The 19,487-nt window shown below is 40.0% G+C and carries 18 protein-coding genes and 1 other annotated feature; of the genes, 3 read left to right on the top strand and 15 right to left on the bottom strand.

Annotated features, from left to right (window positions below):
* Window positions 1–5 precede the first annotated feature (5 nt).
* Window positions 6–1,697, bottom strand: coding sequence for an arginine--tRNA ligase (gene argS, locus AC6CHS_RS16540; protein ID WP_498237798.1), 1,692 nt, complete (start codon window positions 1,695–1,697; stop codon window positions 6–8).
* Between the two features lie 40 nt (window positions 1,698–1,737).
* Window positions 1,738–1,949: a binding site (T-box leader), on the bottom strand.
* A gap of 45 nt (window positions 1,950–1,994) precedes the next feature.
* Window positions 1,995–2,456, bottom strand: coding sequence for a GNAT family N-acetyltransferase (locus AC6CHS_RS16535; RefSeq protein WP_498237943.1), 462 nt, complete (start codon window positions 2,454–2,456; stop codon window positions 1,995–1,997).
* Window positions 2,457–2,643: 187 nt separating this feature from the next.
* Here AC6CHS_RS16535 and AC6CHS_RS16530 point away from each other — a divergent pair, with 187 nt between their 5' ends.
* Window positions 2,644–2,808 (top strand): hypothetical protein, encoded by a 165-nt coding sequence (locus AC6CHS_RS16530; RefSeq protein WP_498237796.1) that lies wholly within the window; start codon window positions 2,644–2,646, stop codon window positions 2,806–2,808.
* A 5-nt stretch (window positions 2,809–2,813) separates the two neighbouring features.
* Here the strand turns inward: AC6CHS_RS16530 and AC6CHS_RS16525 are convergent, their stop codons facing one another.
* The 4 genes from AC6CHS_RS16525 to mmgD all read right to left on the bottom strand — a co-directional run bounded on the left by AC6CHS_RS16525 (window position 2,814) and on the right by mmgD (window position 8,038).
* Window positions 2,814–4,316 carry an alkaline phosphatase family protein gene (locus tag AC6CHS_RS16525; protein WP_498237794.1) on the bottom strand — a complete coding sequence of 501 codons (1,503 nt, stop codon included), beginning with the start codon at window positions 4,314–4,316 and terminating at the stop codon, window positions 2,814–2,816.
* 242 nt (window positions 4,317–4,558) lie between these two features.
* Window positions 4,559–5,461 (bottom strand): methylisocitrate lyase, encoded by a 903-nt coding sequence (gene prpB / locus AC6CHS_RS16520; RefSeq protein WP_498237792.1) that lies wholly within the window; start codon window positions 5,459–5,461, stop codon window positions 4,559–4,561.
* A gap of 12 nt (window positions 5,462–5,473) precedes the next feature.
* Entirely contained in the window at window positions 5,474–6,910 is a 1,437-nt protein-coding gene (gene prpD, locus AC6CHS_RS16515; RefSeq protein WP_498237790.1) for a 2-methylcitrate dehydratase, read from the bottom strand.
* Between the two features lie 21 nt (window positions 6,911–6,931).
* Window positions 6,932–8,038: a citrate synthase gene (mmgD, locus tag AC6CHS_RS16510; protein WP_498237788.1), complete on the bottom strand. Its 1,107-nt coding sequence runs from the start codon at window positions 8,036–8,038 to the stop codon at window positions 6,932–6,934.
* Window positions 8,039–8,198: 160 nt separating this feature from the next.
* Here mmgD and AC6CHS_RS16505 point away from each other — a divergent pair, with 160 nt between their 5' ends.
* Window positions 8,199–9,068, top strand: a complete 870-nt coding sequence (locus AC6CHS_RS16505; protein WP_498237787.1) for a LysR family transcriptional regulator — start codon at window positions 8,199–8,201, stop codon at window positions 9,066–9,068.
* 116 nt (window positions 9,069–9,184) lie between these two features.
* The gene (locus tag AC6CHS_RS16500; RefSeq protein WP_238020295.1) at window positions 9,185–9,364 is read left to right on the top strand and encodes a YjzC family protein; all 180 of its coding nucleotides are present in this window, start codon (window positions 9,185–9,187) and stop codon (window positions 9,362–9,364) included.
* A 121-nt stretch (window positions 9,365–9,485) separates the two neighbouring features.
* On the opposite strand, the gene AC6CHS_RS16495 is transcribed toward AC6CHS_RS16500, so the two are convergent.
* The 9 genes from AC6CHS_RS16495 to AC6CHS_RS16455 form a co-directional block, all read right to left on the bottom strand.
* Window positions 9,486–12,056, bottom strand: a complete 2,571-nt coding sequence (locus AC6CHS_RS16495) for a heavy metal translocating P-type ATPase (protein WP_498237785.1) — start codon at window positions 12,054–12,056, stop codon at window positions 9,486–9,488.
* Between the two features lie 14 nt (window positions 12,057–12,070).
* Window positions 12,071–12,391 (bottom strand): ArsR/SmtB family transcription factor, encoded by a 321-nt coding sequence (locus AC6CHS_RS16490; protein WP_036577367.1) that lies wholly within the window; start codon window positions 12,389–12,391, stop codon window positions 12,071–12,073.
* A 142-nt stretch (window positions 12,392–12,533) separates the two neighbouring features.
* Entirely contained in the window at window positions 12,534–13,418 is an 885-nt protein-coding gene (locus AC6CHS_RS16485; protein ID WP_498237783.1) for an aminoglycoside 6-adenylyltransferase, read from the bottom strand.
* Between the two features lie 54 nt (window positions 13,419–13,472).
* Window positions 13,473–13,709: a GNAT family N-acetyltransferase gene (locus AC6CHS_RS16480; RefSeq protein WP_498237781.1), complete on the bottom strand. Its 237-nt coding sequence runs from the start codon at window positions 13,707–13,709 to the stop codon at window positions 13,473–13,475.
* Window positions 13,706–14,341, bottom strand: a complete 636-nt coding sequence (locus tag AC6CHS_RS16475) for a hypothetical protein (RefSeq protein ID WP_498237779.1) — start codon at window positions 14,339–14,341, stop codon at window positions 13,706–13,708. Before AC6CHS_RS16475 ends, AC6CHS_RS16480 begins: the two co-directional genes overlap by 4 nt.
* A 292-nt stretch (window positions 14,342–14,633) precedes the next feature.
* A complete protein-coding gene (locus AC6CHS_RS16470) occupies window positions 14,634–14,855 on the bottom strand; it encodes a hypothetical protein (protein WP_379549095.1) in 222 nt (73 codons plus the stop codon).
* 18 nt (window positions 14,856–14,873) lie between these two features.
* Complete coding sequence (locus AC6CHS_RS16465; RefSeq protein ID WP_498237777.1) at window positions 14,874–15,311, bottom strand: NUDIX hydrolase; 438 nt, start codon at window positions 15,309–15,311, stop codon at window positions 14,874–14,876.
* Between the two features lie 346 nt (window positions 15,312–15,657).
* Window positions 15,658–17,463, bottom strand: a complete 1,806-nt coding sequence (locus AC6CHS_RS16460) for a methyl-accepting chemotaxis protein (protein WP_498237775.1) — start codon at window positions 17,461–17,463, stop codon at window positions 15,658–15,660.
* A 4-nt stretch (window positions 17,464–17,467) separates the two neighbouring features.
* Complete coding sequence (locus AC6CHS_RS16455) at window positions 17,468–19,411, bottom strand: efflux RND transporter permease subunit (protein WP_498237773.1); 1,944 nt, start codon at window positions 19,409–19,411, stop codon at window positions 17,468–17,470.
* Window positions 19,412–19,487: the final 76 nt, after the last annotated feature.

Below are 19,487 nucleotides of genomic sequence, written 5' to 3'. Positions count from 1 at the left end.
TCGTTTTACATTTCGCTTGGAGCTTGCATTCCAAGCAGGCGTAGTCCCTCTTTTATGACAATGATAGTACATTCGACCAAGGCCAATCGACTTGCTAGCTGATTATCCTCTTGTAGAATTTTGCAGTGCGCATAGTATTTATTAAATTCTCGGCATAACGAGATAAGGTAGGTTGCAATCTCAGAAGGTTTTGCCTGTTCATAGCTTTCTTGAACTTTATACGGGAAATCCATCAGCTTTTTCACTACAGACCAACTAGGCTCATCTGACAACCCATCAAGGCTTTCATTACCCTTATAACGATTCGAATTTCTTAGAATGGAACAGGCTCTTGCATGCGTATACTGCACATATGGACCGGTCGCACCCTCAAATCGCAGCATGTCCTCAAGGGAAAATTCAACAGAATGCTGTGGCTCTGTTTTTAAATCTTGAAAAATGATTGCCCCAATTCCAATATCGTGGGCGACTTTAGATTTGTTTTGCAAAGTAGGATTTTTCTCTTCAATACGCTTCTCTGCCATCGCAATCGCTTCTCTTAATACATTCTCTAAAAGGACGACCTTTCCCTTTCTTGTTGACATCTTTTTACCGTTTTGCAAAATAAACCCGAAAGGAAGATGCTGTAGCTGACTTGCCCAATTAAACCCTAACTTTCGTAAAACAAGGAAGACTTGCTGAAAATGGAGACTTTGCTCCTGTCCAACAACATAGACTGATTTGGCAAACTGATATTTTTTATGTCGGTAGATGGCAGCAGTCAAATCTCTTGTCGCATAAAGTGTTGCCCCATCTGACTTGCGAATTAGACAAGGCGGTAAATTATGTTGTTCCAAGGAAACGACTTCTGCTCCCTCAGAATTAGATAGCAACCCTTCTCCCTTTAGTAACTGAATCGTTTCCTCCATTTTATCATTGTAAAAAGCTTCCCCATTGTATGAATCGAAGGTTACGTTTAAAAGCTTGTAAATCCCTTTAAATTCTTCCAAGGAGACTTTTCGAAACCACTGCCATAATTCCAAAGCTCTCGCATCCCCTTGCTCAAGTTTAAGAAACCAGAGACGTCCTTCCTCTTCCAACCTTGAGTCCACTTCCGCTTCCTCATGAAAACGAACATAAAGCTTTAATAGTTCCTTAATTGGTTCTTGGCGAACATCTTGTTCATTTCCCCATCGATGATAAGCAGCAATGAGTTTTCCAAACTGTGTGCCCCAATCTCCTAAATGATTAATACGTACCGCCTTGTAACCGCATTTTTCTAATATATTGGCATAAGCGTTTCCTATTACCGTGGAACGGAGGTGGCCCATTGAAAAGGGCTTTGCAATATTGGGAGAAGAAAAGTCTATGGTTACCTTTTCTCCTTGCCCTATAGACAGTGACCCATATGCTTCTTTTTTTGTTTGGATGTGTGCTAATACTTCCTTACTAACGCGTTTCTTATTTAAAAAACAATTTACATAGGGTCCTTCAGAGACGGTTTTACTAAAATAAGAAGCTTTTGTTTTAGTTGCAAGTTCCGTTGCAATGGAAGCTGGATTTTTCTTGTATACCTTTGCCAGTTCAAAACACGGAAAAGCAAGATCCCCTTGTTCCTGATACTTAGGTAACTCTATTCTCTTTAATACTTCATCCTCTGTTAATACCCCTACCGTACTTTCCGCTATTTTCTTAGCAAATAACTGTTTACCCTTCACCCCATCATCTCCTTTTGAATATAAAAAAATCCCGCCTCTATATAGAGACGAGATTACCCGCGGTACCACTCTTTTTGTTCAAATTGAACCAAGCTTAAAATGATTAACGTTCATCAACCGGCACACCCTACTAGCACTCGTTCAGGCTGCTTCTCAGAAGTCCGCTTCATTATCACTGTTCTGTTAGGCTCACACCAATCCCTAACTCGCTTAAGAATCTATGATAATTACTCTCTTCTTCACAGAATTTACTTATAATTTTTGTAATCATAGCTGAAATTACGCTTCATGTCAACTCTATAAATGATATTTCATTCCTTCATGAGAATCTATAAAGCCTAACTTTTTATAAAATCGAAGTGCGTCTGGCCGCTGTTTATCTGTCGTCAGTTGCAGGATATGGCATCCTTTTTCCTTTGCACGTTGAATAGCCCATTTCATGAGCTGCTCTCCAATTCCACTCCCACGTGCCCCTGAATTTACTCTAACACTCTCAATTAAAGCCCTCCACCCACCTTGGTAGGTTAAATACGGGATATAGGTTAGCTGGAGAACCCCGATAACTTTTTCACTTTTTACCGCGATAACTAATTCATTGTTATGATCCTGATCAATTGCCTGAAAAGCCTCCAAGTAGCACAAAGGTAGTGGCTGTTCATAACGCTCTCGCCTTCTCCCAAGCTTATCATCTGCAAGCATTTGCACAATCTCGCTTACATCCTCTTCCCTAGCTATACGAAAACGAACAGTTATGTCCATAGTCATCCCCACCTGTTTTTCTTTTATCATACCCCGCTATCTACTCTCCGCATAATACCAATTCATAATCGAAGTCAATAAGTAAGGATAATACTTTACCCTTCTCGTTTACTAGATTTGAACATATGTATGCTCCATCCAAGCAGGAGAACCGCCAGGAGGAAAACTGCTGGAAAACTTTGATACCATGTTGCTTCATTTTGTAGAAGAAGTCCGTCATAATGTAGAAAATAGCAGTATGACTGCACCCACTGAAGAAGGAAAATACTACTGTAACATTATTACAGAATGGGATGGTGAACTGATTGGAACAGCAATATATGCTTTTGCTATATTAGTACGTGAAGAATAATGTCCTCATAATTTTGGATCGTCCTTTTTAGAGTGGAATTGATTCATGATTTGCTGGAATATAAACGCCTTTAGATCTACAAATCGTGGATAAATGGGCTTGTCCGTTGAACCTGCAATAATTAACGGTACGAGCGACTCCTGTTTATGCAAGGAGCCGTGCGCTGCCCCTGCCAAATGAAATGGTGTCGACTGGGCCTTGAATTCACATCCTGGCTTGGCATTTACCACAATAAACCGACCCGATTGGGAATGAAGGGCACCGTACAACCTGGATAAAGCATCTGGAAACTTACCAAAGGCAAGTCTGTCTCCATCGGTCCTTTTTAAATCAAGCACTTCAAGATCCCCTTCAATATGCCAGCTTTGACCATAAATATCTTGTGTGCATCCACCTGGAGAAAAGGTTAAATGTCCATCTACTATCCCAGATTCAACTTGAATACTGTTTTGATCCTTCCAGGCAATCACATCAATTCGCTCATCCGCTTTAAGGGGCTCTATTAATGGTGACAATGGCAGCTTTTCATCTAGCACGTAAATATAAGCCATACGTTGGTTCACACTAAAAACGAGTTGATCTTTTTTCTGAACAGGGCGTTGAATCTTTGCGATCCGATAATTAGAGAGTGATTTGCGTAAATCAATCACAACTTGCTTGTAACTCATCCCAGAAGGTGCGTGGCCATTATCACCAATTACAAGCCAGATATTCTTTTTTAGAGCTTCTTCCCAGCTTGAGTATAGGTTTAATGTCTTTTGTATTTCACGGTCAATTTTTGTAATTCCTTTTATATCCATGGGTCCTCTAAAATGAATCCGAGCGTCCAAGTCCTGAAATATACAAAAGGTAAAGCCCGGAAGTTTATTCGTGTGAATTAAATGGCGTAGCTCCCGTGCCGTAAATTTGTGATTCCCTGCAGCTAGCTGTGTAGGAAAACCCCATCTCCTAATTTTAGAAAAGACACCCAAGGAAAAAACAGGCGTCGTCTGACTAATCCAGGTGCCCTTTTCAAATCTCGTTAATCCACGCAGTAACAGAGGTGCCTTCAACCTTTTAGGCGTATTTCCCCGATAGACGAACGAATTAATAGACGCTGAGGACACCCCTTCTTTTGCAAGATCTTCATAAATGGTAGTTACTGCTGTACCCATATGCTCATTATTTAGTCGGTAGAGCATGTTATGTATAGATTTGCGCATACCAATTCGAAAGGTCTCCCTAACGCCAGTTCCATAGTTAACAAATTGCTTTTTGTTCGTATCAAACCAATTCAGACCCGGAATATGATGTTGATCAGGGTAGGTGCCTGTTAAAAGGCTACTATCTATAGTAACGGACATGGTCGGATACGAGCTGACCATCTCAGGAAAATAGGTACCATTTTCCATTAGGAACTTTAGTGCTGGTGCACGCCCTGTCTGAACAGCTACCTCAAGTGGATAGGACATTAATGAATCTATGTTTAACAGTATTACTGGCTTTTCCGGCTTTTTGTATTGGGGCATTTTGCTAATCTTCCTCTCTATACAATGTTTGACTAGCCCTAGTTTAACCAGGCATCTTGAAACAATCCACATAGAGATTCACTTTGTGGTGTTCTGGTTTCACTTGTCTCGCTCTCGATTCTCTTTGTCTCATTCTCGATTCTCTTTGCCTCACTCTCGATTCACTCCACAGCAAGCATGTCCACAAAACAAAACTCCCCTAGCAAGAAAGACTCACCTTGCTAAAGGAGTTTCAATTCTACCTATTTATCCAGCACCGTCTTGGCGATGTTCTGGTCTAACTCTTCGAAATCATGATAGGAAATTGTTTCGTATAGCTCTTTTCTTGTTTGCATATCTGAGACACCTTCCTTTTGTGTCCCTTCCTCTTTTATTAATTGGAAAATCCGTTCATATGCCTTTGCCGCTACGCGTAATGAGGTAACTGGATAGATCACCATCTTAAAGCCCATATCCTGAAATGCTTCGGCAGAAATATATGGTGTTTTACCAAACTCGGTCATATTCGCAAGTAAAGGGACATCCACCTTCTCGGCAAAGAGGCGGAATTCTTCATCTGACTGTAGGGCCTCTGGGAATATCGCATCTGCTCCTGCCTCCACATACGCTAATGCGCGCGCTATTGTTGCCTCCATGCCTTCATCGGCTCTGGCGTCCGTTCTAGCGACAATGACAAGAGAAGGTGCTGCTTTCTTAATGGCCTGGATTTTTTGCGCCATTTCCTCTGTCGTTACAAGTTGTTTTCCATTTAAATGCCCACATTTCTTTGGAAGCTGTTGGTCCTCAATTTGTACGGCAGCTACGTTTGCTTCTACCATTTCCCTTGCAGTACGTGCGACATTAAGTACCCCGCCAAATCCTGTATCAATATCAACCAACACAGGAAGGTTCGTTGCACGAATAAGATCACGTGCCCTATCAGCCATCTCAGTTGAGGTGACCATTCCTAAATCTGGCAGTCCCTTGCTTGCGGTATAAGCCCCACCAGATAAATATAGGGCGGAAAATCCCGCCTTTTTGGCAACAAGTGCTGCCATGGCATCATGGGCACCCGGGATTTGCAAGATGGTTTCCTGTTGAATTAATTCTTTAAATTGCTCGGCTAGCTTCTGCTGTGGTACAGCTTCGTCTACAATCCACGCCATCGTATATTCCTCCTATTTAACAAAAAGCTCCATAAATTCATTCACGTTCATTTCTGCAAGTGTCTCGTAATTGTAGCTGACCGCTTCAATTTGCTCCAACTGTTTTCTTGAATATTGTGTAGCTAGGTTTGCTGCATATTTTTCTAATACTTTTGGTATCGCTTCATCCCGACGGAAACGATGTCCGAGTGGATATTCACAAGCTACACTTTCTGTCGATGTTCCATCTGTAAAGTGAACCTGTACAGAATTCGCAATAGACCTTTTGTCAGCATCTAGATAGTCTTTGGTGTATACTTTGTTTTCTGTTACGACCATCTTATCTCTTAATTTATCAACGAGTGGATTAGCAGCAGCTTCATCTTCATAATCCTCTGCCACAATGTTCCCATTTAAAAGGCCGATTGCTGTAATGTATTGCAAGCAATGATCGCGATCTGCCGGATTGTGCAATGGTCCTTTTTTATCAATGATACGAATTGCTGATTCATGGGTAGAGATCGTAATTTGATCGATTTCGTCCCAGCGACCCTTCACTTCCGGATAAAGCTGTACGGCTGCCTCTGCAGCTGTCTGTGCATGGAACTCTGCAGGATAGGACACTTTAAACAGCACATTTTCCATCACATAGCTATCAAGAGGCTGATTTATTTTTAGTTCCTGCTTATTGAACAATACATCCTGGAATCCCCAGCCTGGTGCACTAAGTGCCGTCTTGTAGCCCATTTCACCTTTCATTGCCATCATCGCAAGGCGTACTCCACGACTAGTCGCATCACCAGCAGCCCAGGATTTTCGAGAGCCTGTATTTGGTGCATGACGATACGTCCGCAAGCTTGAATTATCCAGCCAAGCATTTGATAATGCATTTACAATTTCGTCACGGCCACCACCAAGCATTTTTGTAACAACTGCTGTGGAGGCAATTTTCACATACAATACATGGTCTAGTCCAACACGATTCAAGCTATTTTCCAGGGCAAGCACACCTTGAATCTCATGTGCTTTAATCATCATCTCTAGTACGTCCTGCACTTTTAATGGCGCTTTGCCTTTTGCTAGTCTTTCCTGGCTAACATAATCCGCGACTGCCAATATACCACCCAGATTATCTGATGGATGACCCCACTCAGCTGCCAGCCAGGTATCGTTATAATCAAGCCAGCGAATAATTGCGCCAATATTAAAGGCTCCTTGGACTGGATCTAACACATGAGAAGTGCCTGGTACTCTTACCCCCTTAGGCACGACGGTGCCCGGAACAATTGGTCCGAGTAGCTTCGTACATTCTGGATAATTTAATGCAAGAATTCCACATCCCAATGTATCCAATAGCACATAATGTGCTGTGCTGTATGCCTCAGTACTCGTAATATCTTTATTCAACACATAATCCGCAATTTCCTCTAGTAAAACGTCTGTTTTGTTTTGTTCACTCGTTGTTTGCAAAAGCCTTCTCCCCTTTTTCGATTAGTAGCTATTTCCAATATAATTCACACGTGGGCGGAACAAACGATTATGTTGATGTTGTTCGATCACGTGTGCGGATAAACCAGCAGTTCTGGCACTAAAGAAAATCGGTGTATACAAGCCGATTGGAATCCCTAACATCCAGTACACAGGAGCGGCATAGTAATCCAGATTTGGATATAGTCCCTTTTCCTCACGCATCACCTTTTCACCAGCCTCACACATTTCCAGTAATGTATGATCGCCTTTCTTATCACATAACTCTTTTAAGGACTGTTTCATCACGAGCGCCCTTGGGTCCATTTTCTTCATGTATACACGATGCCCAAACCCCATTATTTTTTCTTTTTGACTAAGCTTCTTCATAAGTAATTCTTCAAAGGCTGCTGCCGACTTTACTTCGTTTAACATGTACATGACCGCTTCATTTGCTCCACCGTGCAGGTTTCCTTTCAAGGAAGCAACACCACCAGTTAGGGCGCCATATAGATCAGCGTTCGTAGACGCGATAACTCTTGCCGTAAACGTTGAATTCGGCATCTCATGTTCACTATATAAAAGAAGGGAACGATCAAATATTTCCGTTTGCCATGGCTCCGGCTTCTCCCCTGTTATCATGTAAAGGAAATTAGCACTATAGGACAAATCCTGATCTGGCTGCACTGCTTTTTGCCCATTGATTAGCCGATAACTGTTTACAGTAATGGCAGGTAATTTCCCAAGCAGGCGGTATGCCCTTTCCTTGTTTGCTTCCACCGAGCGGTTCTCTATATCGTCATCATATCCTGAAAGCGCTGACAAACCTGTCCGCAAAGCATCCATTGGATGGGTGTTTTCTGGTAAGAGATCAAGCACTTTCAATACATTTTGCGGGATATCGTAATGAGTCATAAGTTTTTCTTTTAGGTCGCTTCTCACTGCTTCATCCGGCAGGCTTCCTTCTAAAAGGAGATACACCATATCGAGGTAATCATTTTTTTGCGAAAGGTCAATGAGTTCATGCCCTCTTATAATAATCTTTTCCTGTTCCGTGTCTAAAAAAGAAATCTCCGTTTCTGCAGCAACCACCCCTGCTAGGCCAGGAACATACTTTTCTTTCGTGTCCATATTTTTAACCTCCTGATTTATTGTGCAGTTTTCCTTTGAAATTTCAAAAACTTCGCTATCTTATTATAATTTTATTATAAAATTGAATGAAAGATAAGAAAAATATATAATTTTAATAACTAGCCATAGATTTTTTCAATGGCACGGAGGAGGCAGCGTTATGAAATTTCAGGATTGGGAAATGCTCGCGACCTTGTATGAGACAGAAAACATTACGCAGGCAGCAGAACGACTATTTCTCTCCCAGCCGACTTTAACATCCCGATTAAAAAATATGGAGAACTATTATGGCGTGCAACTAATGAACCGGAAACAACGAGGAATCACATTTACCCCTGAAGGTGAGCAACTGGCACAACATGCCGTAAGAATGCTGTATGAGCAGCGTAAGATTGAGGAAAAATTACATAACATGAAAAATCAAGTAGCAGGGACACTTCGAGTAGGTGTTTCCAATTTCTTTGCACTAAATAAAATGCCGAAGCTCCTCCGCTTGTTTAAGCAAAGCTATCCAGATGTAGAATTTCAAGTTGTGACAGGATGGAGCAGTGATATGCATCGTCTTATTTCGAATCATGATGTCCATATTAGTTTTATTAAAGGGGACTATGCGTGGAATGAACAAAAAGACCTTCTTTATGAGGAAGAGATCTGTATTGCCTCACCGTGGGAATTTCAAATGGAAGACCTTCCAACCTTGCCACGGATTGATTACTATACAGATGAAAAAATGCGGTCTCTTGTTGAACATTGGTGGTATAACAATTACAAGCAACAACCAAATATTAATATCCAGGTGAACCAAGTTGAGACGTGTAAAGAAATGGTCACAAACGGATTGGGCTATGCGATTTTAGCTAATTTAGTTGTGCGTCCACACCCAGAGCTTTTCATTAAACCACTATACCTGCCTGACGGGGAGCCAATTACACGAAAAACTTGGATGTATTATCATGAAGATACCCTTGAATTAAATATTGTAAAAGCCTTTGTGCAATTCATTCAAACCATCGATGTGAAGGCATTGTAAAAAAGCCATGTTTTAAAAAACTATCTTAAATTTATATGTTTAATAGAGTTAAATCCCGGTAACAGTATAGTAGAGTCATAAAGGATTCTTTTAAAAAACTAACGGAGGTGGATAAGATGGCTACAAACGAAAAGTATAAAACAGGTGAAAATGCACCAGAGAGCGGTAAATACAAGGTTGATAGTCTAGTAAATGGTGGATCAAACAACGATGATACAACCATTGACATCGAAAAAGGAGAACAATTCCCTCCTTCCCCTTCAAGTAATGATGCAGCGTATTGGGTAAAAGCATAAGAAAAACCCCTTCCTGATAAATCAGGAGGGGTTTTTTTCGGTCGGAATGTATTTTCCTTCGCTAATTGACGTGTCCTTCATTCGAAATGATATAAAAATACCGAACAATCATCTTTCATATTTAATCCCTAACTTTTAATAGGCGTAGAGCGTTTAAGATGACAATGATAGCTGCTCCTGTATCACTCAATACGGCTAACCAAAGTGTGAGCCAGCCTGGGAAAACCAAAATAAATGCGATAAGCTTAACAATTACCGAAAACCATATATTTTGTTTAATAATGGCTAATGCTTTTCTGCTTAGCTTAATGGTATGTGGCAGTTTTTCCAGATTATCCGCCATCAACACGATATCCGCTGTTTCCATTGCAGTATCAGTTCCGGCCCCACCCATAGCGATACCTAAGTCAGATGTCGCAAGTGCTGGAGCATCATTAATTCCGTCCCCCACCATGGCAACCTTATGGCCTTCACTTTGTAACTGTTTAATTACCTTAACCTTATCTTCCGGTAATAGTTCAGCAAAATAACGCGTGACGTTCGCTTCTTTTGAGATCATTTTTGCCGTGCCTTCATTATCTCCTGTTAACATGACGACTTGGTTTATCCCAACCTGTTTCAAGCCATCTAATGCCTTTAGAGTCGTCGGGCGAATCGTATCCGAAACAGAAATAACACCAAGTATTTCTGTCTGTGTACCTATGATGACAACTGTTTTTCCCTGACCCTGTATTTCATTTAGTTCAGGTTTAATTTCACTAAGCGGGATATTCATCTCTTCAAATAATTTTAGATTACCAGCAAAATAAATCTCTCCATTAATGGTTGCTTGGACGCCTTTACCAGCAATACTTTTATATAATTCCCCATCCTTCGCTTGAAAGCCTTTGTCTTTTGCATATCCAACAATTGTTTTCGCGATTGGATGTGTGGAGTATTCCTCTAATGTCAAAGCGACAGAAAATAGCTCGCCTTCTGAAATGGTTAGTGGCGTAATATCAGAAACTTGTGGCTTCCCCTCTGTTAATGTGCCTGTTTTATCAAACGCGATAGTCTCAATAGCGCCAGCACTCTCTAAGAATGTCCCGCCCTTAATAAGCACACCATTTTTCGCAGCATTTCCGATAGCAGATACAATAGCTACAGGTGTGGAGATAACTAATGCACAAGGGCAGGCAACAACTAATAATGCAAGTCCTTTGTATGTCCATTCACCCCATGTTCCCAGTCCGAGAATTGGTGGAATAACGATCACAGATAGGGCCAGCAGAAACACAATAGGGGTATAGATACTAGCAAACTTATCTATAAATGCTTGCGTCGGTGCTTTCTGCTCCTGTGCTTCTTCTACTAAATGGATGATTTTTGAAATAGTCGTATCTTCAACTAATTTTGTAACTTTCACTTCAAGTGAGCCACTTTCATTAATCGTACCTGCATAGACAGTATCACCATTCATCTTATCAACTGGAATAGATTCTCCTGTGATCGGTGCCTGGTTAACACTTGTTTCACCCTGGATAATTTCACCGTCGAGTGGAATTCTATCTCCAGGCTTGATGACAATGACCTCTCCAACTGTAACCTCATCTACTGGCTTTTTGACTAATTCTGAGCCAGCCTTAATCCAAGCCTCTGTTGGCGCCAAGTCCATTAAATTACGAATGGATTTCCTTGTCTGTTCAATAGACCTATTTTGAAGTGCAGTACCGATTGCAAACAACCATACTACCGTTGCCCCTTCAAACCATTCACCTATAATTGCGGCTCCAATCGCAGCTGCTGACATCAAAACGTTCATGTCTAATGAACCGCTTTTTATGGCAAAATAAGCGCTCTTCACCGGTTTAGCACCACTTATCACAATTGCGATTGCATAAAGAATCGTGGATATAATTGGAGCAAGCCCACTAAAAGAACCAATAAAGCCAAATGCTATTAATAAACCAGATAGAGTAGTGGCGCCGCCATAAGTGCGCTTTCTTTTCGTTGTTTCCACAGGTTGGCCTTTGTTTGAAAGCAATGTAGCACGGTAACCGAGTTTAGATACTTCTGAAACGATATCTTCAACTGAATTTTCGTGTTCAAGTTTCATTTTACCAGTCGAAAAATGGACATTTACACTTTTAACAGCAGGATGATGATTGAAGTGGTTTTCAATACTTTTAGCACAACTTCCACAGTCCATGCCTTCTACATCATACGTTTTAATTTTCTTATTTTGATGCACTGGAGCTATCTTGTAGCCTAGCTTTTCAACCGTATTTTCTACTTGGTCGAGGGAATCATTCCCGCTTGCTACTACTTTTAATTTCGCAGTATTATAATTTACCTTAGCTTCTTGAATGTTATCTAGGCTACGCACCCCTTTTTCAATGGTTAAAGCACAGGATGGACAATCCATTCCTTGTACGCTGTATTCCATTGCCTCACCTGTTAAAGACGATTTAGGATTATGTTCCATTGGAGGAACGGGGCTAGCGCAACAACTAGATTCCTCTTCCTTTGATGTATGAGATTCTGGTTCATCCTTTTCATTACTACAGCAAGATGTTGTTTCCTCCTGATTATTGGACGCCCCACTACAGCAACCGCTTGCTTCTATGGGTACAGCTTTAGGTTGACTGCTGCAGCAACCTTGTTTATCTCGAGCAACTTCACTTTCAGTTGGTCCACAGCATTTGTCTGCCATTTATTTTCAACTCCTTAATCTATATGACTGTCACAGCAAGCAACATCCTTTTCCACATCTTCTAGAACCACATCAATCATTGTTAATAGATCTCGAACTAGCTGGTTACGCACACGGTAATAAACGTATTTTCCATCTTGTCTCCCTACAACTAGCCCACAGCCTTTTAAACATGTTAGATGCTGAGATATGTTCGATTGATTGCCATTAAGGTCTTGAACTATTTGCGAAACGGTCTTTTCATCTTCTTTTATACTCTCAAGAATTTGTACTCTTGTTTTATTAGAAAGTCCATGTAAAAACTTCATTTTTGTATCGATATCAACCTGCAACATTTCATTATCCCCCTGGTTACATTAGCTAATACTAATATGTTTCTTAGCATCATATTACCGGTTCCTAATATGTGTGTCAAATAAATACTTGTCCTTAAAACAAATTAAAAAAAAGAAGCATCTAGGTAAATGCTTCTTCAGTCTAAAATATATCCTTTGCTTCTGCTGGTAGGTCACGAACATGTTTTAAATAAGCCGTCATATTTTGGTCATCTTCTATTGGGTATGAGAAATTGAAATGTGCCGCAACCTCTTTAGCAAGGACTCTAAATAATTCACATGTAGAAAATATAGATTCCCACATATTTTCATAATCTGCATCCGAATATGTCTTCTCATACATTTTCCAATACGGATCAGGTAGATAGTTTTTAAAATATTTTCCTAGCTTCCCTGGTGAAACTTGAAAACCTGTTTTTATTCCAATCCACCAGCTAACCATGTTGTCTAGTGCATCTCTCATTGTTAGCTCAAACATCTGTTTTGCGTAAGGTAGTTCATCACGCCATATACCTTTTGCAACGTTTTGCGAACACCACCAAAAGTTATTTGTATAACCGTCATATATAGCTTCGGATGGCTTCTGTACATGATAATCCACATCAGTCGGCTGCGCAATTGATGGCAAGATATTATCTTTGTCTAATAAGGGGATGGTGAGCTTATCTTTTTCATACTCCTCCACCATTTTTTCTTTTGTTAAGAGTTGAAGGTCGATTCGGTTGCCGTCTGTAAAAAGCATTAACAATCCATAAGAGCTAGAAGATTTATTATTCTCCGCTTCTCTACTAAAGTCGTTCTTATCAGGTTCTTGCATCATACGTAATTCACCAAAAACCCGAAGCCACTTCTTATCTTTGATAAACGGGTATGTCTCCGTCACAACATACACAATATCATAGTCTTGAAAGGTATCTTTTGGGGCATTCGAATTTGTTCTAGACCCATTCATATACACTGCTCGAATTCGTGCATCATTCTTAGCTGTATGTAGTATAAGCTCCATCATTTCTTGTTCATTCCGCAATGAGTTCCCTCCAGTCTTCTAATTTATTTAATTAATTTTATTCCGTGTAATCCCTCACCGTTTTAACACATAACTTATTAACGTATCTTGCCGTTTAAACCCTGTTTTAAAATAGATGTGATTTGCTGGACCATTGGAATACTGTACAACCAATTTAATCTCTTTAGTAGATGGAAAGGAAAACATCTCGCTCACTGCTTCTTTTAACATCTTTGCCCCCAGCCCACTATTCCGGCAAGCTTTTGCTACCCCTACATATTCTAGGGAAGCTTCTGCTATATCTGGATTCACTTCAAAGTAGGCATAAGCTTGAATTTTTTCCCCTCTTTTTTGAGAACCTTTAAAATATTTACAGAGCTTAACCTTTCCTTAATTGCATCAGCGTTATAATACGTAGAAGGAAAAATTTGGTTGTGTAACTTTTTAAATGAAAGAAAGTCACTTTCTTTAAACAAGGTACTTTCCATCTGGGTTACTTTTTCAAACTCTTCCTTTTTCAATTCCAAAAGAAGGTGTTCTCCTGTTACTTCCGCTTTTATCTCATCCATAAAATGCTGTTGTTGCACATTCTCTTTATTAATAAAAAAATGGAACACGTTAAGTTTAGGATTTTCCTGAAGTAGTTTTTCCCACAGTAGATGTTGTAGTTGAATAGAAGAAGTCTGGTTGAACGGGCCCCATACTTCTGCAGTATCCCCGTCGATATCCACTCCAATTGCTGCTTCAATTTCTCCTGTATTACTCCGTGCTACTAGAAACCTTACATCCCCATTATCACCGGTGAAGTCATCCTTTAATGTGTGATAGATTTCCTTTGCCTCATCTCCACAATAGCCAATGTGCGAGCATTTTTGATTGTTCAACCTGGTTAGGAATAAGGACAATTCTTCTAAATTACTTGCTTTTTCTATAAAGTCCTTCAATGATTACCCCCTCCACTCCACTACCATAACTTTCAAAGTTGTTCCGAAATAGGTTCCAACACTTGTCTACTGTTCTACGAAATCCCCACCTCATGTAATATCTAAGAATCTCCCTAGTCCCTTAACTAGCCAAAAAATGATCCTAAAAGGTAAGATAATTAATTCCGGAACCCATATAAGGATATCCACTAAAACATCCCACTTCGTATAGTGCTGGTAATCCTTACTGGCCCTTCTCGTCTTGGCTTTCTTCCTCTTCCACCATTCTTTCAATCTAGTTCACCTCTAAAAGTTATTTATCTTTCTTCACAAAAACAACATAGGAAAGAAACACGAGATAAAAGAGCCCTAATTGTGCGCTAAAAACATATGAAAAGTATGTTACATAGTAATCTGTTGTCAGCATCACACTTTCTTGTCCTCCACGCATATAACGTGTAACGAGCTCTGGAACGAGTATGGTTGCAAGAATGATAGCAACCATACATAGCACAAATTTTCCTTTATTCGACAACGAAATCACCCGCTTCTTTTAAAATTCAATACAAAATGGGTGCAGCTTTTCATCTAAACAGTATTCAATCCTTTTTCTAAAATTTGCCCATTTGACCATTTCTAACGCCTGCTCAATGGGAAAAAAGCCTACTTCCAAGCTCTCAGGACTTGTCGTTGGTCTTCCACCTATCGGCTTTGCTAAAAATAATGTATTGCAAATCGATCTTTCTACGTTTTGAAACAAACCACAAAATCTTGTTATCTCTACTTCTATACCTGACTCTTCCTTTGTTTCTCTTATTGCTGCCTCTTTCAGCGACTCCCCTTCTTCTACCTGACCTCCAGGCATCTCCCAACCTCTTCTAGGTCCTTTTATTAGAAGGATCTCTTGGTTGTCATTAAGTACGATTGTTGCAGCTGAAACGATATGTTTTGGTGGTTGCACTTGTATAGCCTCCTTTTGAATTGATTCCATACCAAAGCAAATTATGTATTTCGCAAAGTAGTTTATTTGTTTGTTAGAAAATCTATGGCCCTAACTTTAGTACAATTTATTTTAATTAACTGTTGTCTTAATATCTTACGTATTACCTAACATTGGGTATTCCATCTAAGTGCAAAAGGTGTTACCTATAATTTTACCATTTATTCTAATTAATTGTTTCAAAAATCAATTTATTAGAAGCTATTTATATCTTTTCTAAGAACTTCAAATGCAGAAAATACATTCATATCAATTTGGAAGTAAAATAAAAACCTCCTTGTTTTATTCACAAGGAGGTTTTTATCATTGAGCTGAGCGCTAAAAAGCATATATTAATTTACCGAAAAAGATCTAAGAATTTTTCCCAGATTCCTTTTTCTTCTTCTTTCGGTTCTTCTTTTGTTTCCGGTTCAGGAATTTCAATCCCTTCCGTTTTTAGGACAAATTGAACTACTTCCACGTTTTCATTTTTATCGGAAATAAAGGAGCTAGGTTCATAATCAGAGTTAGCAAACTCTTCCATCATTTCATCTGTTTCCTCTTCAATTTGACCAGGCAGATCACTAGTAGCTTCCTGCAATTCTTTCGTACCGTCATGTAACTCACTTACCCCATCACGAGTTGCAGAAGTTCCATTTCCCAAATCTTGAATCCCCGCATCTAGCTCTTGGTACGATGAAGTCAATTGTCCGACACCATCTGTGTAATCTACCAATCCGTTATGGAATGTCTGATACTGCGAAGATAGAGCAGAAAATCCTTGTTGCATTTGAGCAATGGAGTCTAAGCCTCCTGTAGAAGCCATGGCATTCTCAATCTCTGTTGCCATTGTTTCTAAGTTGGAAGCCATCTCTTGCGTAGCACCAGAGGATTGTTCTATTGCTCCTGATACCCCATTAAATGCTTCTTTCACGGCATTGTACGTTTGTTTGGCTGTATTTGCAGCCTGGTACGTTTCGACTAGTTTCGCGACTACTTCTTCATCTGCGTTGCTTCCATTCAATGCCTTTATCTGCGCTTCACTAATTTCATAGGAAGGAATAGCAGTCATTGCTTTTTCCAGTTGCTGATTAGCTTCGCTGTATCCTTTTTCCAATTCCCCTAGTGCCTGTGCAGATTCGTTCAAGCCATTTGCAACGTCACGTAAGTGGGACGGAAATTCCATAAGTGCACTTACATCTAAATTTCCTGTACTGTCTTGAACCGTTTGATTAATAGTGGCTAATGCGTTCTTTATTTCTGCAGATCCATTAACCAATTCACTGGAGGAAGAATTTAGTTGTTCCATCCCGTTCCGGTATTCAGTAGACCCATCCCCTAATTCCTGTGCACCTTGATCAAGTTCAGAGACACCATTTTTCAGATCACCAACACCTGAATGGATTTGACTAATAGCATCAGCCAAATCTTGCATTTCACCTGTCACCCCACCAAGATCAGGGCTTTCAATCGACATGGAGTATGGCGCAGCATTAATTTCGATTGGATCCATCTCAAAATTGGTAACATCTGAGGAAATAATGTACGTTTCTTCCTTATCAGGCATGACAGAGAACGTAATTTGTTTATTTTGCCCTGCATTGGCTTTTGTTCCTTCTGGTGCCTGTATATTATCAAAATTCGCTGGATCTAGGGTAACCGCAATTTGCAGCAAATAGTTTTTAAAGAACTCAGCATCCCCCTCTTCATTTGCAGAGGTAGAAATCTGTATTTCTAATGTCCCGCTCTGTCCAGCTAGATCCTGTGGCTTTACTTCTTCTCCATCCAGTATATACGTGATCGAGATGTCCCATGGCAGTGCCTTATTCTCCATATTTCCCTGGTAATAAAATTCCTTATCTTCAGCTTTAAATTCCACTGTATCTTCATTTTTTACAATGTCAGTCAGATTGCTTAAATTACGAACAGAGGTATATGCACCATAATCCACAATCTCTCCTGGGTCTGTCACACGAAACGTATTTACAACATACATGTCTTGCAATTGGCCGCTGGCAGCCATATTTCCATAGATCACTTCATCTTTTGACGTATAGTCGCCCGCTTTTTCTTCCTTCACTTCATCAGCAAAAGCAGTTGTTGAGAAGGAGGAAAACACGAGCATTGTGCCCAATAGTACTGGAACAGTTTTTTTATTGCGCAATGGATCATTCCCCCTTGTAAAAGTTTGGTTTCCATGTTGTTTTTTCGATAATACGATCAAGTACAATTAGCATTGCAGGAAGTACGAGGACTACCATAATGAACGCAAGTAATGCTCCACGTCCTAATAATAATCCAATTGAGCCAACAATCTGATTGGAAGATGTCAGCCATAAAATAAATCCGACACTTGATAGAATGGATGCAGATACTCCAATAGAGAATATCTTTTCATCAATGGTTTTCCTTACAGCAGGTAATGCACGCAATTCTTTGCGATTTTCTTTATAGGCTTCCGTTAACAAAATTGCATAATCGACAGTTGCTGCCAATTGCACTGTACTTATAATCAAATACCCTACGTAAACCAGTGATATATTTGTAAAGTAAGGGATGGATAAATTAATCCATACCGCAGACTGAATAGTCACCAGCAGTACAACTGGGAAGGAAAGAGAACGGAATGTTATAAGCAGCACGATTGCGATTGCCACTACTGTTAAGACATTAACAACCGTATTATCATCTTCCACCACATTCTTCATGTCATACAGGGTGACACTCTCACCTAATAGATGATAGTCATCATTATAATAGTGGGAAGCTTTCTCTTTTAATTGCTCAATGAAGGCAAAGGTCTCCTCCCCTTCATTATCAACAGCTGAGTTTATGATAATCCGACTGTAATTCTCTGAAAAGAATTGTTCCGTAACCGATTCATCGAGATATTCAGCCGGTATCGCCGGACTAATCGCATCTACATACGATACAGTACTTTTTACTTCTGAAAAATCTTTTATTTCTTGAACCAATTCTTCTTCCTTTGCAATGTCTCCCTTTGGAACTAACAGAACCATCGGGGTGTGTTTATCATACACTTGTTCTATCGCAATAGAATCACTACCAGACCTTGTTGAATCTGGTTGTTCCCCCATTCCATACATAAAGTCTGTTTTACCCTGTCCTAAGTATGCAGGAACAATCAATAATAATAGAATGAGCAATGCTGGTATACGGAACTTAATTAAGGTTTTCCCAACATTGCGGATGCTCGGCAGCAACTGTTTGTGCTTCGTTTTATCGATCCAGTGGTAGCACATTAAAGTTAATGCTGGTAAGAATACCATGACACTAATAAAGCTAAGTGCAATACCCTTCACCAGGTTTACACCTAAATCTGCTCCAATTTCGAAATCCATAAATGTCAGTGCAATAAAACCAAAAAAGGTAGTAGAGGCACTTGCCACGATTGCTGGAAAAGATCGCTTCATAGCCATCTGCATCGCCTTCGCTGGCGTCTTTTCTGTCTTGCGATAATCTGCAAAACTATGCAGTAGAAATATAGCATAATCAAGCGATACTGCTAGCTGCAAAATTGGCGCCACCGATTGTGTTATGAAAGAGATCTCACCAAGAAAGATATTTGTACCTAAATTAATCAGCACAGAAATTCCGATAGCTGTTAGGAAAAGGGCTGGTTCTGCCCAAGAATTGGTTGATAGGACCAAAATTAAAATAATAATTGGTATGAGCAATGCTGCTGCATACATAGACTCTTTCCCTGTCATCTTCTGTGAAGTTGCGGTATCTAGTGCTTCACCAGACATCGCATTGTCTTCTCCGATTAATTGATAAATGGCATCCGTTGTTTCCACTTCCTTGCCTTCCTCAATATGAAAAGAAAACAAGGCATTTCCATCCTTATAATAGGATTCAACGGTATCCGGGTCGGCCATTTCAATTGGTGTTTTCACATCAAGGGCATCATCCAGCCATGTTACTTCAGATACGCCCTCAATTGCTTTAAGTTCTTCCTTAAATGCCAAGGCTTCTTGAATACTGACATCCCGCATCATCACACGGGTATTTGCAACAGCCCCATCAAATTCCTCTTCCATGACGTCCATTGCTGTTGTAGACGGCGTATCCTTTGGTAAATAATCCACCATATTATAATTAACAGATACCGCAAATTGCGCAAACACACTAAGTATAGCTACTATAATAAATGTAATAACAATCGAT

The sequence above is a fragment of the Oceanobacillus sp. GQ8 genome (genome assembly GCF_059758495.1).
Note: the sequence above shows the minus strand (reverse complement) of the source record. Positions and strands in the feature narration are given on the sequence as shown.

Bases quoted from the DNA above. Each gene is read 5' to 3' on its own strand.
- AC6CHS_RS16530 (WP_498237796.1), top strand. From the start codon at position 2,644: ATGTTGCTTCATTTTGTAGAAGAAGTCCGTCATAATGTAGAAAATAGC.
- AC6CHS_RS16465 (WP_498237777.1), bottom strand. From the start codon at position 15,311: ATGGAATCAATTCAAAAGGAGGCTATACAAGTGCAACCACCAAAACAT.
- mmgD (WP_498237788.1), bottom strand. From the start codon at position 8,038: ATGGACACGAAAGAAAAGTATGTTCCTGGCCTAGCAGGGGTGGTTGCT.
- AC6CHS_RS16535 (WP_498237943.1), bottom strand. From the start codon at position 2,456: ATGGACATAACTGTTCGTTTTCGTATAGCTAGGGAAGAGGATGTAAGC.
- AC6CHS_RS16495 (WP_498237785.1), bottom strand. From the start codon at position 12,056: ATGGCAGACAAATGCTGTGGACCAACTGAAAGTGAAGTTGCTCGAGAT.
- AC6CHS_RS16490 (WP_036577367.1), bottom strand. From the start codon at position 12,391: ATGTTGCAGGTTGATATCGATACAAAAATGAAGTTTTTACATGGACTT.
- AC6CHS_RS16455 (WP_498237773.1), bottom strand. From the start codon at position 19,411: ATGGTGGATTATTTACCAAAGGATACGCCGTCTACAACAGCAATGGAC.
- prpB (WP_498237792.1), bottom strand. From the start codon at position 5,461: ATGGCGTGGATTGTAGACGAAGCTGTACCACAGCAGAAGCTAGCCGAG.
- AC6CHS_RS16500 (WP_238020295.1), top strand. From the start codon at position 9,185: ATGGCTACAAACGAAAAGTATAAAACAGGTGAAAATGCACCAGAGAGC.
- AC6CHS_RS16505 (WP_498237787.1), top strand. From the start codon at position 8,199: ATGAAATTTCAGGATTGGGAAATGCTCGCGACCTTGTATGAGACAGAA.
- AC6CHS_RS16525 (WP_498237794.1), bottom strand. From the start codon at position 4,316: ATGCCCCAATACAAAAAGCCGGAAAAGCCAGTAATACTGTTAAACATA.